Annotated in this window: 12 protein-coding genes and 1 riboswitch; of the genes, 8 read left to right on the plus strand and 4 right to left on the minus strand. The window is 71.9% G+C overall.

The window, feature by feature from the left end; all coding sequences use genetic code 11:
• Positions 1-43: 43 nt before the first annotated feature.
• Both ACFVQG_RS33735 and ACFVQG_RS33740 read right to left on the minus strand, forming a co-directional pair.
• Positions 44-283, minus strand: coding sequence for a hypothetical protein (locus ACFVQG_RS33735; protein ID WP_383390967.1), 240 nt, complete (start codon positions 281-283; stop codon positions 44-46).
• Between the two features lie 233 nt (positions 284-516).
• Positions 517-1077 carry a DUF6082 family protein gene (locus ACFVQG_RS33740; protein WP_383390970.1) on the minus strand — a complete coding sequence of 187 codons (561 nt, stop codon included), beginning with the start codon at positions 1075-1077 and terminating at the stop codon, positions 517-519.
• 426 nt (positions 1078-1503) lie between these two features.
• Here ACFVQG_RS33740 and ACFVQG_RS33745 point away from each other — a divergent pair, with 426 nt between their 5' ends.
• Positions 1504-2562, plus strand: a complete 1059-nt coding sequence (locus ACFVQG_RS33745) for a CobW family GTP-binding protein (RefSeq protein WP_383390973.1) — start codon at positions 1504-1506, stop codon at positions 2560-2562.
• Here ACFVQG_RS33745 and ACFVQG_RS33750 read toward each other — a convergent pair.
• Positions 2559-5015 carry a DNA topoisomerase (ATP-hydrolyzing) subunit A gene (locus ACFVQG_RS33750; RefSeq protein ID WP_383390975.1) on the minus strand — a complete coding sequence of 819 codons (2457 nt, stop codon included), beginning with the start codon at positions 5013-5015 and terminating at the stop codon, positions 2559-2561. The genes ACFVQG_RS33745 and ACFVQG_RS33750 overlap by 4 nt on opposite strands.
• A gap of 335 nt (positions 5016-5350) precedes the next feature.
• Between ACFVQG_RS33750 and ACFVQG_RS33755 the strand changes: the two genes are divergently transcribed.
• From ACFVQG_RS33755 to ACFVQG_RS33770, 4 genes are all read left to right on the plus strand, one after another.
• A complete protein-coding gene (locus ACFVQG_RS33755) occupies positions 5351-6709 on the plus strand; it encodes a M16 family metallopeptidase (RefSeq protein WP_383391339.1) in 1359 nt (452 codons plus the stop codon).
• Positions 6706-8094: a M16 family metallopeptidase gene (locus ACFVQG_RS33760; protein WP_383390978.1), complete on the plus strand. Its 1389-nt coding sequence runs from the start codon at positions 6706-6708 to the stop codon at positions 8092-8094. Before ACFVQG_RS33755 ends, ACFVQG_RS33760 begins: the two co-directional genes overlap by 4 nt.
• 188 nt (positions 8095-8282) lie before the next feature.
• Positions 8283-8451: riboswitch (cyclic di-AMP (ydaO/yuaA leader) on the plus strand.
• Between the two features lie 12 nt (positions 8452-8463).
• Complete coding sequence (locus tag ACFVQG_RS33765) at positions 8464-9228, plus strand: M23 family metallopeptidase (RefSeq protein WP_383390981.1); 765 nt, start codon at positions 8464-8466, stop codon at positions 9226-9228.
• A 190-nt stretch (positions 9229-9418) separates the two neighbouring features.
• On the plus strand, positions 9419-10108 hold the full coding sequence (locus ACFVQG_RS33770) for a GntR family transcriptional regulator (RefSeq protein ID WP_383390984.1): 690 nt from the start codon (positions 9419-9421) through the stop codon (positions 10106-10108).
• A 216-nt stretch (positions 10109-10324) separates the two neighbouring features.
• Here ACFVQG_RS33770 and ACFVQG_RS33775 read toward each other — a convergent pair whose 3' ends face one another.
• The gene (locus ACFVQG_RS33775) at positions 10325-10606 is read right to left on the minus strand and encodes an HPr family phosphocarrier protein (RefSeq protein ID WP_030563197.1); all 282 of its coding nucleotides are present in this window, start codon (positions 10604-10606) and stop codon (positions 10325-10327) included.
• A 178-nt stretch (positions 10607-10784) separates the two neighbouring features.
• Here ACFVQG_RS33775 and ACFVQG_RS33780 point away from each other — a divergent pair, with 178 nt between their 5' ends.
• The 3 genes from ACFVQG_RS33780 (at position 10785) to ACFVQG_RS33790 (ending at position 15505) form a co-directional block, all read left to right on the plus strand.
• Positions 10785-13658, plus strand: a complete 2874-nt coding sequence (locus tag ACFVQG_RS33780; protein WP_383390987.1) for a GNAT family N-acetyltransferase — start codon at positions 10785-10787, stop codon at positions 13656-13658.
• Positions 13659-13724: 66 nt separating this feature from the next.
• Entirely contained in the window at positions 13725-14312 is a 588-nt protein-coding gene (locus ACFVQG_RS33785; protein ID WP_383390990.1) for a DUF5998 family protein, read from the plus strand.
• Positions 14312-15505 carry an alkaline phosphatase family protein gene (locus tag ACFVQG_RS33790; RefSeq protein ID WP_383390992.1) on the plus strand — a complete coding sequence of 398 codons (1194 nt, stop codon included), beginning with the start codon at positions 14312-14314 and terminating at the stop codon, positions 15503-15505. Before ACFVQG_RS33785 ends, ACFVQG_RS33790 begins: the two co-directional genes overlap by 1 nt.
• Positions 15506-15554 lie beyond the last annotated feature (49 nt).

Here is a 15554-nt window from a genome sequence, read left to right on the forward strand (position 1 = left end):
GCCCGGCTCCCCGAGTCGGGGTGCCGGGCCGTGAACGGAGTGCTCAGGCGTCCGGGATGTCGGCCTTGGCGCGGATCAGGGTCTCGCGGGAGACGACGACGATACGCTCGTAGTCGGCGCGCGAGGCGTCGGAGGGAAGGTCCGGGTCGAGTGAGTCCGTTGCGTCCGTACCGATGACCGCGAAGTTGCCATCGGCCAGTTCGAAGATGTCGGGGCAATTGCCCCCACCGGTGCTCCCCCGCTCGCTCGGAGGAACACCGATCCGACGGATGATCTGACTCACTGTTGATTCCCTCTGGTTCACGACTGAAGAACACGACTGAAGAAGTGGTGCACGACGACTGCGGGGCGCGAAGGGCACACCTCGTGGGGTGCACTCGTATCCGGCGGCGTGAGTGACGCTTGTGGGGCCGCTCCACGCGATCAGCGCGAGTCAACCCCAGTGGCGTGAGGGACAACTGACGACTTGACCTGTTCGTTATGCCCCGGGCGTGTGATTTCTTCGGGCGTGCGCCGTCACTCGACCGGTGGCTCTCCGACGACCCACCATTCCTCGGAGTCGGCCTCGTCCAGCTGGCGGAGCAGGTCGTCCACCATGCGCCCCAGCTCGGCCTCGTCCGAGTCCTCGGGGAGCGTGGCGCGCTGGCCCCGGGTGGCGGACCAGTAGTTCCGCACCACGGGATTCTGCAACAGGCCCCGGACCCTGCCGAAGAACTCCTCGCGGCTCAGATTGCCGATGCGGTAGTAGAAGAGCAAGTTCGTGTACAGGGCGTTGGCGAACAGGTACTGGCGCCGTTCCTGCGCCGAGGCCGGGGCCTCGAAGATGTCCAGGACCTCCGCGAGTTCCGGGCTGTCGATCGCCTTGCTGAGCAGCTCCCAGTGCAGATGCTGCTGGTTCGCCAGGTTGGCGTGGTGGTGCGAGTGGGCGACTTGTTCCTCCAGGCGATCCATGCGGACGCGCAGGGAGTGCAGCGAGCGACGATCCGCGGCCCACGCGGCGGCGGCTCCTGCCAGCAGGCCGAAGCCCGCCACTACGGCGACGCCCAGGCCGTGTACGCCCGTCCTCCGTGTGGCCATGTCAACTACCCCCGAATCAAGCGACCGTCCGCCGGGCTCGGGTGCGGGTCGACTGGAGGGGACCGGCGGACGATGGGTGGCGCTAGAGAGCGTCCTGCGGGAACGGTTGGGGTGCGGACCCCGGGTGGTCCCGCTCGGCCTTGCCGGGCGGTGGTGCTCGACGCCGGTCCGATGCGAAGGACATCCCTAGCCGTCTCCCAGGGTGCCGAGCGGCTCTGATCGGCAGGGAGGCGGAGAGGAGGCGCACGGAGGGAAGCGAGGGTCGCACACCCCGGCGCCTTGCGGAGACCTTTGCCCCGCCGGGGGTGCTAACAATCGTTCACTGCCGCGCGTTTCTCCTGGCTCGTATCCTGGGGCGGCATTCCATCCTCGTACGTGCGCACGGCCGCGATCCGGTGCGCGCGTGGGCGCAAGAAAGGTCGCACGGTGGCGCACGAGCCGAGCCCGCAGCAGATTCCGGTCGTCGTCCTCGCCGGATTCCTCGGCTCCGGGAAGACGACGTTGCTGAACCATCTGCTCCACCGCAGCGGCGGCAGCCGGATCGGCGCCCTCGTGAACGACTTCGGGGCGATCGAGATCGACGCCATGGCGGTGGCCGGTGCGCTCGGGGACTCGACCGTCTCCCTCGGCAACGGGTGCCTGTGCTGCGCCGTCGACACCAGCGAGCTGGACGTCTACCTGGAGCGGCTGACCCGGCCCGGGCTGGGCATCGACGTCGTGGTGATCGAGGCCAGCGGGCTCGCCGAACCACAGGAACTGGTGCGGATGGTGCTGGCCAGCGACAATCCCCGGGTCGTCTACGGCGGGCTGGTCGAGGTCGTCGACGCGGCGGAGTTCGACGACACCCGCGCGCGGCATCCCGAGATCGACCGGCATCTGGCCCTCGCCGACCTCGTCGTGGTCAACAAGACCGACCGGGTGGGCGGGGGCGACCGGGTGCTCGGTCTCGTGCGCTCGCTCGCCGACGGAGCCGCCGTCGTCCCGGCCTCCTACGGCCGTATCGACCCGGAGTTCCTCTTCGACTGCCGACCGAGCGGGGAGCGGATCGGGCAGCTGTCCTTCGACGATCTGCACCACGGGGCGGAGACCGCGCACGACGGGCATCTGCACGCCGCCTACGACAGCGTGTCCTTCGTGTCCGAAGTGCCCCTCGATCCGCGCCGGTTGATGACCCTCCTCGACGGCCGGGCCGAGGGGCTGTACCGGATCAAGGGGTACGTCGACTTCGGCGCCCATGACGCGCACAACCGGTACGCCGTGCACGCCGTGGGGAGGTTCCTGCGGTTCTACCCGGAGAGCTGGAGCGCCGGTGAGGCGCGGCTGACGCAGCTCGTCCTCATCGGGACGGGCATCGACGCCGACGCCCTCGGCAAGGAACTCCGGGCGTGCGAGGCCGACGCCCCGCACACCGCCGACGAGCACGGCATGTGGGGCGTCCTGCGCTACGTACCCGAACCCGCCGAGGACGCCGAGGACCCGTCCTAGACCGGCCCCGCCACCACCGACACCGTCTTCGGCAGGGACACCCCCGAGCCGTCCCGGCGCGGGTCGATCTCCGGGAGGCTGGCCGGGGTGCCGTTCTTCTGGGCGGCGAGGGCCGGGGTCGGGCCCGCCCAGGCCAGGGCCAGGCAGTCCTCGCCCTTCAGGAAGCGCTGGCAGCGCACCCCGCCGGTGGCGCGGCCCTTGCGGGGGTACTGGTCGAACGGGGTCAGCTTGGCGGTCGTCTGGACGGAGTCGTCCAGCGTGCCGCGCGAGCCCGCGACCGTGAACACCACGGCCTCGACGGCCGGGTCCACCGCCGTGAACGAGATGACCCGGGCGCCCTCCGCGAGCTTGACGCCCGCCATGCCACCGGCCGGGCGGCCCTGCGGGCGGACCTGCGAGGCCTGGTAGCGCAGCAGTTGGGCGTCGTCCGTGATGAAGACCAGGTCCTCCTCGCCGGTGCGCAGCTCCACCGCGCCGACGATCCGGTCGCCCTCCCTGAGGGCGATGACCTCCAGCTCCTCCTTGTTGGCCGGGTAGTCCGGGACGACCCGCTTGACGACGCCCTGCTCGGTGCCGATCGCGAGACCGGGGGAGGACTCGTCGAGCGTGGTCAGGCAGACCACCGTCTCGTCGTCCTCCAGGGAGACGAACTCCGCCAGCGGCGCGCCGCCCGCGAGGTTCGGGGCGGAGGGGGTCTCCGGCAGCTGGGGGAGGTCGATCACGTTCAGGCGGAGCAGACGGCCCGTCGACGTGACCGCGCCGATCTCGCCGCGCGCCGTCGCCGGGACCGCCGAGACGATCACGTCGTGCTTGACGCGCTTGGCCTTGGCGTCCTCCGCGAAGGGCTCGCCGTTCGCCGTGCGGGCCAGCAGGCCCGTCGACGACAGCAGCACCCGGCACGGGTCGTCCGCCACCTGCAGCGGCACGGCGGCCACCGGGACGGCCCCGGACTCCAGCAGGACCGTACGCCGGTCGGTGCCGAACTTCTTCGCGACCGTGGCCAGTTCGTTGGAGACCAGCTTGCGCAGCTCGGTGTCGGACTCGAGGATGCGGGTCAGCTCCTCGATCTCCGTGGTGAGCCGCTCCTTCTCCGCCTCCAGCTCGATCCGGTCGTACTTGGTGAGGCGGCGCAGCGGCGTGTCCAGGATGTACTGCGTCTGGACGTCGCTCAGGCCGAAGCGCCCCATCAGGCGCTCCTTGGCCTGCGCGCTGTTGTCGCTGGAGCGGATCAGCCGGATGACCTCGTCGATGTCCACCAGGGCCGTCAGCAGGCCCTCGACCAGGTGGAGACGGTCGCGCCGCTTGCCGCGGCGGAACTCCGAGCGGCGGCGCACGACCTCGAAGCGGTGGTCGAGATAGACCTCCAGCAGCTCCTTCAGGCCCAGCGTGAGCGGCTGCCCGTCGACGAGCGCGACGTTGTTGATGCCGAAGGACTCCTCCATCGGCGTCAGCTTGTACAGCTGCTCCAGGACGGCCTCGGGCACGAAGCCGTTCTTGATCTCGATGACCAGCCGCAGGCCGTGCGCCCGGTCGGTGAGGTCCTTGACGTCGGCGATGCCCTGGAGCTTCTTCGAGCCGACCAGGTCCTTGATCTTGGCGATCACCTTCTCCGGGCCGACCGTGAACGGCAACTCGGTGATGACCAGGCCCTTGCGGCGTGCGGTGACGTCCTCCACGGAGACCGTCGCGCGGATCTTGAACGTGCCGCGGCCGGTCTCGTAGGCGTCCCTGATGCCCGGCAGGCCGACGATACGGCCGCCGGTGGGCAGGTCCGGGCCCGGGATGTGCCGCATCAGGGCGTCGAGATCGGCGTTCGGATACCGGATCAGATGGCGGGCGGCGGCGATGACCTCGCGCAGGTTGTGCGGCGGCATGTTGGTGGCCATGCCGACCGCGATCCCGGAGGCGCCGTTGACCAGGAGGTTCGGGAACGCGGCGGGGAGCGCTGCCGGTTCCTGCTCCTGGCCGTCGTAGTTCGGGGCGAAGTCGACGGTGTCCTCGTCGATCGACTCCGTCATCAGGCCGGTGGCCTCGGTCATCCGGCACTCGGTGTACCGCATGGCGGCCGGTGGGTCGTCGTTGCCCAGGGAGCCGAAGTTGCCGTGGCCGTCGACCAGGGGGACGCGCATGGAGAAGGGCTGCGCCATGCGCACCAGGGCGTCGTAGATCGAGGAGTCGCCGTGCGGGTGCAGCTTGCCCATGACCTCGCCGACGACGCGGGCGCACTTGACGTAGCCGCGGTCGGGACGCAGGCCCATCTCGTTCATCTGGTAGACGATGCGCCGGTGCACCGGCTTGAGGCCGTCACGGGCGTCGGGCAGGGCTCGGGAGTAGATGACCGAGTACGCGTACTCGAGGAAGGAGCCCTGCATCTCGTCGACGACGTCGATGTCGAGGATCTTCTCCTCGTACGGGTCGTCGGGCGGCGGGGTCTTCGTGCTGCGGCGGGCCATCGCTGCCTGGCTCCTCTTTTCTGGTCGCTCGCCTGCGGGGCGCCGGGGTCGCTCCCCGTCGGCTCGCTCGTGCTGAAGCGTGACGGATCTGACGCGGACCATTGTGGACCGCGGCACTGACAACACCGGACGGGGAGGCCGATCATGCCGCCCGGCGCGGGCGGCCTGGCGGCCTGCGTACCGCCGCGGCTATCCCGAGAGGCTACGGGATCTCGCTGTCGGCGTACGTCCCCCGGGAACTTCACCGCTGGTCCGCGCGCTTGCATACAGTGGCAGGACGGCAGGACATCCGCGGTCCGAGGACCGCATCCGCGATCGAAGGGACGTACATGCCCATGGGTCACACGGCCACAGCCGAGGCAGGCTCCGGCGGCCTGACAGCGACCGAGCACCGCCTGGCCAACGGTCTGCGCGTGGTGCTCTCCGAGGACCACCTGACCCCGGTTGCGGCGGTGTGCCTCTGGTACGACGTCGGCTCCCGCCACGAGGTCAAGGAGCGTACCGGTCTGGCTCACCTTTTCGAGCACCTGATGTTCCAGGGCTCCGCCCAGGTCAAGGGCAACGGCCACTTCGAACTGGTGCAGGGCGCGGGCGGCTCGCTGAACGGCACCACCAGCTTCGAGCGCACCAACTACTTCGAGACCATGCCCGCCCACCAGCTGGAACTCGCCCTCTGGCTGGAGGCCGACCGCATGGGCTCGCTGCTCGCCGCCCTGGACGACGAGTCCATGGAGAACCAGCGCGACGTGGTCAAGAACGAACGCCGCCAGCGCTACGACAACGTGCCCTACGGCACCGCGTTCGAGAAGCTGACCGCCCTCGCCTACCCGGAGGGCCACCCCTACCACCACACCCCGATCGGCTCGATGGCCGACCTGGACGCGGCGACGCTGGAGGACGCGCGCGCGTTCTTCCGCACGTACTACGCGCCGAACAACGCGGTGCTGTCGGTCGTCGGCGACATCGACCCCGAGCGCACGCTCGCGTGGATCGAGAAGTACTTCGGCTCCATCCCCGCCCACGACGGCAAGCCCGCCCCGCGCGACGGCGTGCTGCCCGAGATCATCGGTGAACAGCTGCGCGAGGTCGTCGAGGAGGAGGTCCCGGCCCGCGCCCTGATGGCCGCCTACCGGCTGCCGCACGACGGCACGCGCGCGTGCGACGCCGCCGACCTGGCCCTGACCGTCCTCGGCGGCGGTGAGTCCTCCCGGCTCTACAACCGCCTCGTGCGCCGGGACCGTACCGCTGTCGCGGCCGGGTTCGGCCTGCTGCGGCTGGCCGGGGCGCCCTCCCTGGGCTGGCTGGACGTGAAGACCTCCGGCGACGTCGAGGTGCCGGTCATCGAGGCCGCCATCGACGAGGAACTCGCGCGGTTCGCCGCCGAGGGCCCCACGGCCGAGGAGATGGAGCGCGCCCAGGCCCAGCTGGAGCGCGAGTGGCTGGACCGGCTCGGCACGGTCGCGGGCCGCGCCGACGAACTGTGCCGGTACGCCGTGCTGTTCGGCGACCCGCAGCTCGCCCTGACCGCCGTGCAGCGCGTCCTCGACGTGACGGCCGAGGAGGTCCAGGAGGTCGCCAAGGCCCGCCTGCGGCCCGACAACCGCGCGGTGCTCGTCTACGAGCCGATCGCCGGGGCCGACGAGACGGAAGCCGACGACACCGAAGCCGACGAGACCGAGGAGGCGGCCAAGTGACCGAGCTGACCACGATGGAGTTCCACCCCCAGCCGCAGGCGGGCGAGCCCAAGCCCTGGGCGTTCCCGGCGCCCACGCGCGGGACCCTCGGCAACGGCCTGACCGTGCTGCGCTGCCACCGCCCCGGCCAGCAGGTCGTCGCCGTCGAGGTGCTGCTGCACGCGCCGCTGGACGCCGAGCCCGCCGGTCTCGACGGCGTCGCCACGATCATGGCGCGGGCCTTCTCGGAGGGCACCGACAAGCACTCCGCCGAGGAGTTCGCCGCCGAGCTGGAGCGCTGCGGCGCCACCCTCGACGCGCACGCCGACCACCCCGGCGTCCGCCTCAGCCTGGAGGTCCCGGCCTCCCGCCTGGCCAAGGGCCTCGGGCTGATCGCCGACGCGCTCAGGGCGCCCGCGTTCGCCGACAGCGAGGTGGAGCGGCTGGTGCGCAACCGCCTCGACGAGATCCCGCACGAGCTGGCCAACCCCTCCCGGCGCGCCGCCAAGGAGCTGTCCAGGGAGCTGTTCCCGGCCGACTCGCGCATGTCGCGCCCGCGCCAGGGCACCCAGGAGACCGTCGAGGCCATCGACTCCGCGGCCGTACGCGCCTTCTACGAGCGGCACGTCCGCCCCGCCACCGCCACCGCGGTCGTCGTCGGCGACCTCACCGGCATCGACCTGGACGCGCTGCTCGGCGACACCCTGGGCGCCTGGACCGGCTCCACGGCCCAGCCCCGTCCGGTGCCCCCGGTGACCGCCGACGACACCGGCCGGGTCGTCATCGTGGACCGCCCCGGGGCCGTGCAGACGCAGCTGCTGATCGGCCGCGTCGGCCCCGACCGGCACGACCGCGTGTGGCCCGCCCAGGTGCTCGGCACCTACTGCCTCGGCGGCACCCTGACCTCCCGCCTGGACCGCGTCCTGCGCGAGGAGAAGGGCTACACCTACGGCGTACGGGCGTTCAGCCAGGTGCTGCGCTCCGCCCCCGACGGCACCGGCGCGGCGATGCTCGCCATCAGCGGCTCCGTGGACACGCCGAACACCGGTCCCGCGCTGGCCGACCTGTGGACGGTGCTGCGCACCCTCGCCGGGTCCGGGCTGACCGACGCCGAGCGGGACGTGGCCGTGCAGAACCTGGTCGGTGTGGCGCCGCTGAAGTACGAGACCGCGGCGGCCGTGGCGAGCACCCTGGCCGACCAGGTCGAGCAGCACCTGCCCGACGACTTCCAGGCGACGCTGTACCGCCAGCTCGCCGCGACGGGCACCGTGGAGGCCACGGCCGCGGTCGTGAACGCCTTCCCGATGGACCGCCTGGTGACGGTCCTGGTGGGCGACGCGGCGCAGATCAGGGAGCCCGTGGAGGCGCTCGGCATCGGCGCGGTCACCGTCGTACCGGCCGAGTAGCGGCACGCGCGTGGGGCCCTGGTGGCGGTTCCGTCACCAGGGCCCCTCTATGCCCGATTTGATAGGGAGATAGCCCGTCTGCCCTGTGGGATGCGCTACAAAAACCGGGTTCTGTTTGGGAATTGAAAGCGCGCCCGCTTAGCGTCATCCGGGCTGTCCGTCAGGCAGTGCGCCGCACCCGCGGCACCGGACAGCCATCGCCGAGTCCCCGTACGGCGCGAGCCAGGGGGAGCCGGGGACCCAACTGCGTAGTCCCTGGGGTGAATCGGACGCCCGCGCGTGCCGCGAGGGGGTCCGTAGGAGACCTTCCTGCTCCGAACCCGTCAGCTAACCCGGTAGGCGAGAGGGAAGGAAAGGACGAGCCACCCTATGGCGTTCACCCGCCCTGCCGGGAAGCACCGCCGTACCGGCCGCACCAAGCGCACCACCGCCCACGTGGCGGGCGTCGCGGCCCTCACCACCGGCGGCGTGGTCGGCACCCTGGCCGCCCCCGCGCTCGCCGCCGAGCCCACCGCGGAGCAGACCGGGCTCACCCCGGTCGTCAGCATCGACGACGCCGTGGCCGACCGGGTGGACGCCCAGGCCGACGCGCAGATGGAGGCCGCGGAGCTGACCCAGGCCAGGCAGCAGGCCCAGGAGGCCGCCCGCAAGCAGGCGGCCGAGGCGGCCGAGAAGGCGCGAGCGGCCAAGGAGCGCGCCGCCCGCGAGGCCGAGCGCAAGCGCCTGAACACCTATGTGACGCCCATCTCGGGCTCGTACGTCTCCACCTCCTACCGCTCCGGCGGCGCCCTGTGGTCCTCCGGCAGCCACACCGGCATCGACTTCCACGCCGCCAGCGGGACCTCCGTGCACGCGGTCGGCTCCGGCACCGTCGTGGAGGCGGGCTGGGCCGGGGCGTACGGCAATCAAGTCGTGATCCAGATGATTGATGGTACGTACACCCAGTACGGCCATCTGTCGTCCATCGCGGTCTCGGTGGGCCAGACGGTCACCCCGGGGCAGCAGATCGCCCTCTCCGGGGCCACCGGCAACGTCACCGGAGCGCATCTGCACTTCGAGGCGCGGACGTCCGCCGAGTACGGCACGGACATCGACCCCCTCGCCTACCTCCGCTCGCACGGCGTGAGCCTGTAGGACGACCACCGCACCCCGCGCACCCCCGCCCCGGCTCACGAGCCGGGGCTTTCGGTGTTTCGGGGGTCCGTATGTCCAAAAAATATCCATGGTTTCCAGGCCGCCATCGGAAATTCCGGCTCATTGCAATAGAGTCACGGAACACACGTCAATCGTCGACGTTTCACGGGGATTAAGGCGGAGGTCGGTCATGCGTATTCCGGCGCACTCGGTGTGCACGGCGATCCGGGATGACATCGTCTCGGGTGTCTACGAGCGCGGCAGCCGGCTCACCGAGGAACTGCTCGCCCGCCGCTACGGCGTCTCACGCGTCCCCGTCCGGGAGGCCCTGCGCACCCTGGAGGCCGAGGGCTTCGTCGTGACCCGGCGGCACGCGGGCGCGTGCGTCGCCGAGCCGACCGAGCAGGAGGCCTCCGACCTGCTGGAGATGCGGATGCTCCTGGAGCCGCTGGGCGCCTCCCGGGCCGCCCAGCGGCGCACCGAGGCCCATCTGAAGGTGCTGCGCGGACTGGTGCGGCTGGGCCAGGAGCGGGCCAGACGGGGTCACAGCGACGATCTGCGCTCGCTCGGGGGCTGGTTCCACGAGACGCTGGCCCAGGCCTCCGGCAGCCCCGCCCTGATCGCGATGCTGACCCAGCTGCGGCACAAGATCGCCTGGATGTACACCGTGGAGGCGCCCGCCGGGGCCGTGGAGTCCTGGGCGGAGCACGGCGCGATCGTGGACGCGGTCGCGCGCGGCGACGCCGAACGCGCGCGAGCGCTCACCGCGCTGCACACCGAGCGCGCGACCGCCGCGCACCGGCTGCGCTTCACCCTGGGCGGCCCGGAGCGTGTGAGGACTTCGCAACATCCCGTAAACATGCCGAGCCTGCGGCATTAACAAAGGCGCCGTATACAAAGAGGGATATTCGGTGGGGGTTATTTTTGCTGCCCTTTTTCGGTCGCGAACACAAGCGTGAATTATCGCCCATATGTGAACCCCGTACGTGGACCCGCACCTGAATGCGCGCACCGAAACACGGACGCGCACGAAAAACGGCGGAGCCGCGCCGCCCGGAAAGGGCGACGCGGCTCCGCCGCGTGCTGCGCGCGCCGGTCAGACGGTCTCGGGCAGCTCCTCCAGGCCCTCGGCGACCAGCTTGGCCAGGCGGTCGAGAGCGGCATCCGCGCCCTCGGCGTCGGAGGCGAGGACGATCTCCTCGCCGCCCTGGGCGCCCAGACCCAGGACGGCCAGCATGGAGGCCGCGTTGACGGGGTTGCCCCCGGCCTTGGCGATCGTCACCGGGACGCCTGCGGCCGTGGCGGCTCGGACGAAGATGGAGGCGGGGCGGGCGTGGAGGCCCTCGGCCCAGCCGACGTTGACGCGGCGCTCAGCCATGTGATGCTGCCCTTCGGTGTTCAGGGTTGTCTAGACCAGTGTCCCATAACGTGAAGCATGCCCGGAGCGGGCTCGCGCCCGTCCCTTCGGATGACGCCGGACCGCGGCCTCGGTCCGGCTGACGTCCCCCACAGACTGCCTCGCGCCGTTGTCGTACGCGAGCCGTACGCTGGGGCCCATGCAGAACTCGGCGGACCGGCAGGAGTACCCCGCTCACTGGGAGGCCGACGTGGTGCTGCGCGACGGCGGCACCGCGCGCGTGCGGCCCATCACCGTTGATGACGCCGAGCGCCTGGTCAGCTTCTACGAGCAGGTCTCGGACGAGTCGAAGTACTACCGCTTCTTCGCGCCCTACCCGCGTCTGTCCGCCAAGGACGTCCACCGCTTCACGCACCACGACTTTGTGGACAGGGTGGGACTCGCGGCCACGATCGGCGGCGAGTTCATCGCCACCGTACGCTACGACCGGATCGGCCCCAACGGAACACCCGCCTCCGCGCCCGCCCACCCGTCACCCACCACCGCCCTTGCCGGAGGGCGCTCCGCGCCCGCACCTCCTGAAACGGCCGAGGTCGCCTTCCTGGTGCAGGACGCGCACCAGGGCCGGGGCGTCGCCTCCGCCCTCCTCGAGCACATCGCCGCCGTCGCGCGGGAGCGCGGCATCCGCCGCTTCGCCGCCGAGGTGCTCCCCGCCAACACCAAGATGATCAAGGTGTTCACGGACGCCGGGTACACCCAGAAGCGCAGCTTCGAGGACGGCGTCGTCCGCCTGGAATTCGACCTCGAACCCACCGACCGCTCGCTCGCCGTGCAGTACGCGCGCGAGCAGCGGGCCGAGGCGCGGTCCGTACGGCGGCTGCTGGTACCCGGCTCCGTCGCCGTCATCGGCGCCGGACGCACCCCCGGGGGAGTGGGCCGCAGCGTCCTGCGCAACATCAAGGACGCCGGGTTCACCGGCCGCCTGTACGCCGTGAACAGGGCCTTCGACGAGAACCAGAGGGACGTCGACGGGGTACCGGCGCACCGCTCCGTGCGGGACATCCCGGACCACGTCGACCTCGCGGTCGTCGCCGTGCCCGCCGCGCACGTCCCCGAGGTCGTCACCGAGTGCGGCGAGCACGGCGTGCAGGGGCTCGTCGTGGTCTCCGCCGGATACGCCGAGAGCGGCCCCGACGGACGCGAGCGCCAGCGCGAACTCGTCCGCCACGCGCGCGCGTACGGCATGCGGATCATCGGGCCCAACGCCTTCGGCATCGTCAACACGGCGTCGGACGTCCGGCTCAACGCCTCCCTCGCCCCCGAGATGCCCCGCCCCGGCCGCATCGGGCTGTTCGCCCAGTCCGGGGCCATCGGCGTCGCCCTGCTGTCCCGGCTGCACCGGCGCGGCGGCGGCGTGACCGGTGTCACCGGCGTCTCCACCTTCATCTCCTCCGGCAACCGCGCCGACGTCTCCGGCAACGACGTCCTCCAGTACTGGTACGACGACCCGGAGACCGACGTCGGCCTGATGTACCTGGAGTCCATCGGCAACCCCCGCAAGTTCACCCGCCTCGCCAGGCGTACGGCGGTGGCGAAGCCGCTGGTCGTGGTGCAGGGCGCCCGCCATCGCGGCGCCGCCCCCCAGGGGCATGCCGTACGGGCCACGCGGCTGCCGCACGCCACGGTGTCCGCGCTGCTCAGGCAGGCCGGGGTGATCCGGGTCGACACGATCACCGAGCTGGTGGACGCGGGACTGCTGCTCGCCCGCCAGCCGCTTCCCGCCGGGCCCCGGGTGGCGATCCTCGGCAACTCGGAGTCGCTGGGGCTGCTCACCTACGACGCCTGCCTCGCCGAGGGCCTGCGGCCCCAGCCGCCGCTGGACCTGACCACCGCGGCGGAGCCGGAGGACTTCGGGGCGGCGCTGTCGCGGGCGCTGGCCGACGACACCTGTGACGCCGTCGTCGTGACGGCGATCCCGGCGATCGGGGAGACCTCCGCGGAGGACGCGGCCCTGGCGGAGGCGCTGGGGTCGGCCGCGGCGGCGGTGCCGTCGAAGCCGGTGCTGGTGGTGCACGTGGAGCTGGGCGGGCTGGCGGAGGCGTTGTCGGCGGCGACGAGCACGGGACCGCGCAGCGACAACGCCGGTACCAAGGCACCCGGCACCCAGCCGGTCCGCCCCGCTGAACGACGGCCCACCACGGAAGCGGACTCCCGCCTCATCCCCGCCTACCCCGCCGCCGAACGCGCCGTCCGCGCCCTCGCCGAAGCCGTGAAGTACGCCCAGTGGCGGCGCGAGGCCGCCCTGCCCGGGAAGGTGCCCGAGTACGAGGACATCGACGAGAAGGGCGCCGCCGGACTGATCGGAGGCCTGCTCGCGCGCGGGCAGGGGCTGACGCTCGGCCCGGAGGAGACGCGCGAACTGCTCGCCACCTACGGCGTCGGCGTGCACCCGGCGCTCCCCGCCGCCACCCCCGACGAGGCCGTCGCCGCCGCGCACACCGTCGGCTACCCCGTCGCCCTCAAGGCCACCGCCCCGCACCTGCGCCACCGCGCCGACCTGGGCGGCGTACGCCTCGACCTCGCGGACGAGGAGCAACTGCGCCGCGCGTACGCCGAGTTGACCGGGCTGTTCGGGAAGGCGGAGGAGCTGCGCCCGGTGGTGCAGCGGATGGCCCCGCGCGGGGTCGACACCGTCGTGCGGGCCGTGATCGACCCGGCGGCCGGGGCCGTACTGTCGTTCGGGCTGGCCGGAGTGGCCTCCCAGCTGCTCGGCGACATGGCGCACCGGCTGATCCCGGTCACCGACCGCGAGGCGACCTCGCTGATCAGGTCGATCAGGACGTCACCGCTGCTGTTCGGCTGGCGCGGCACGGCCCCCGTGGACGCCGCCGCGCTGGAGGAGCTGCTGCTGCGGGTGTCCCGGCTGGTCGACGATCACCCGGAGGTGGTGGCGGTCACCCTCGAACCCGTCGTCGTCTCCCCGGGCGGCCTGAGCGTCCTCGGCGCCTCGGTCCGCCTCGCCCCGCCACCCGCCCGCGACGACCTCGGCCCGCGTACCCTCCCGACGTACTGACAGGGGCGTCGATCCAAGCGCGTGACCGGTCCCTCGCAGTCAGTGGGCCCCCGTAGGATGGACGGCATGGCCAAGACCAGTACGACGACCCAGGGGCTGCGCGCGGCGATCGAGCGCAGTGGCTACTACCCGGCCCTCGTGGCCGAGGCGGTGGAGGCCGCCGTGGGTGGTGAGCCCATGCGGTCGTACCTGGTCCACCAGGAGACGACGTTCGACCAGAACGAGGTGCGGCGGCATGTGACCGTGCTGGTCCTCACCGCCAACCGCTTCATCGTCAGCCACACCGACGAGCAGGCCGCCGACGGCACCTCCCCGACGCCGTACGCCACCACCTCCACGGAGTCGGTGAAGCTCGGCCGGATCTCGTCGGTCGTGGTCAGCCGGGTCGTCGCCAACCCCGAGTCGTACAAGCCGGGCACGCTCCCGCGCGAGGTCGTGCTCACCATCGGCTGGGGCGCCGTCTCCCGCATCGACCTGGAGCCCGCCGCCTGCGGCGACCCCAACTGCGAGGCGGACCACGGCTACACGGGCAGCTCGACGGCCGACGACCTCAGCCTGCGCGTCAGCGAGGCCGGGGACGGCCCGGAGACCGTGCGGCAGGCGCTCGTCTTCGCGCAGGCCATCTCCGAGGCGACCGCGGACATCACCCGCTGATGGCACATCCCACCGCCTGGGAGCAGCACCCCGAGCCCCTCTCCGTCGACTCCGCCCCCCGCCCCGAGTACGGCGGCGGCTCGCTCGCCGATCTGCTCCCCACCCTGGCCGCGGGCATGGGCGTACCCGGCGCGAGGGCGGCCATAGCGGAGCTGGAGCCCGCCGACCGGGCCTGTGTCTTCCTGATCGACGGCCTCGGCTGGGAGCAGCTGAAGGCGCACCCGCAGGAAGCGCCCTTCATGACCGCCCTGCTCGGCAGCTCACGCGGCGGCACCGGCCGCCCCCTGACCACCGGCTACCCCGCGACCACCGCGACCTCCCTCGCCTCCGTCGGCACCGGCCTGCCGCCGGGCGCGCACGGCCTGCCCGGCTACACCGTGCGCAATCCCGACACCGGCGAGCTGATGAACCAGCTCCGCTGGCAGCCGTGGACCGCGCCGGGCGCCTGGCAGCCGTATCCGACCGTGTTCCAGCTCGCCCACGACGCCGGGGTGCACGCGGCGCAGGTCTCCTCGCCCGCCTTCCAGAACACCCCGCTGACCAAGGTCGCGCTCAGCGGCGGAACGTTCCACGGGCGGCTGTCCGGCGAGGACCGCATGGACCTCGCGGCGGAGCAACTGGCCGCGGGGGACCGCGCCCTCGTCTACACGTACTACGCCGAGGTGGACGGCGCGGGGCACCGCTTCGGCGTCGACTCCGACACCTGGCGGGGCCAGCTCATGTACGTCGACCGGCTCGTCCAGCGGCTGGCCGAGCAGCTCCCGCCGCGTACCGCGCTCTACGTCACCGCCGACCACGGCATGATCGACGTCCCGTTCGACGAGGAGCACCGCATCGACTTCGACCCGGACTGGGAGCTGCGCGCCGGGGTCGCCCTGCTCGGCGGCGAGGGCCGGGCGCGGCACGTGTACGCCGTGCCGGGCGCCCAGAACGACGTACTGACCTGCTGGCGCGAGGTGCTCGGCGAGCAGTTCTGGGTGGCCTCGCGGGACGAGGCGATCGCGGCGGGCTGGTTCGGCCCGCACATCGACGAACGCGTGTACGCGCGCATCGGTGACGTCGTCGCCGCCGCCCGCGACGACGTGCTGATCATCGCCTCGGAGCGGGAGCCCAAGGAGTCGGCCATGGTCGGCAACCACGGCTCGATGACCCCCGCCGAGCAGTTGGTCCCGCTGCTCGAAGTACGCTCCTGACGCCCTCCGCCCCCTCTCCCCGAAGCCGAAAGCCGAAAGGTGCTCAAGC

The organism is Streptomyces sp. NPDC057877 (assembly GCF_042796855.1).
GTDB lineage: Bacteria > Actinomycetota > Actinomycetes > Streptomycetales > Streptomycetaceae > Streptomyces.

What these genes read in the sequence shown, in the direction of transcription:
- ACFVQG_RS33740 (WP_383390970.1), bottom strand. Translation starts at nt 1,077, where the DNA reads ATGGCCACACGGAGGACGGGCGTACACGGCCTGGGCGTCGCCGTAGTG.
- ACFVQG_RS33755 (WP_383391339.1), top strand. Translation starts at nt 5,351, where the DNA reads ATGGGTCACACGGCCACAGCCGAGGCAGGCTCCGGCGGCCTGACAGCG.
- ACFVQG_RS33765 (WP_383390981.1), top strand. Translation starts at nt 8,464, where the DNA reads ATGGCGTTCACCCGCCCTGCCGGGAAGCACCGCCGTACCGGCCGCACC.
- ACFVQG_RS33775 (WP_030563197.1), bottom strand. Translation starts at nt 10,606, where the DNA reads ATGGCTGAGCGCCGCGTCAACGTCGGCTGGGCCGAGGGCCTCCACGCC.
- ACFVQG_RS33750 (WP_383390975.1), bottom strand. Translation starts at nt 5,015, where the DNA reads ATGGCCCGCCGCAGCACGAAGACCCCGCCGCCCGACGACCCGTACGAG.
- ACFVQG_RS33780 (WP_383390987.1), top strand. Translation starts at nt 10,785, where the DNA reads ATGCAGAACTCGGCGGACCGGCAGGAGTACCCCGCTCACTGGGAGGCC.
- ACFVQG_RS33790 (WP_383390992.1), top strand. Translation starts at nt 14,312, where the DNA reads ATGGCACATCCCACCGCCTGGGAGCAGCACCCCGAGCCCCTCTCCGTC.
- ACFVQG_RS33785 (WP_383390990.1), top strand. Translation starts at nt 13,725, where the DNA reads ATGGCCAAGACCAGTACGACGACCCAGGGGCTGCGCGCGGCGATCGAG.
- ACFVQG_RS33770 (WP_383390984.1), top strand. Translation starts at nt 9,419, where the DNA reads ATGCGTATTCCGGCGCACTCGGTGTGCACGGCGATCCGGGATGACATC.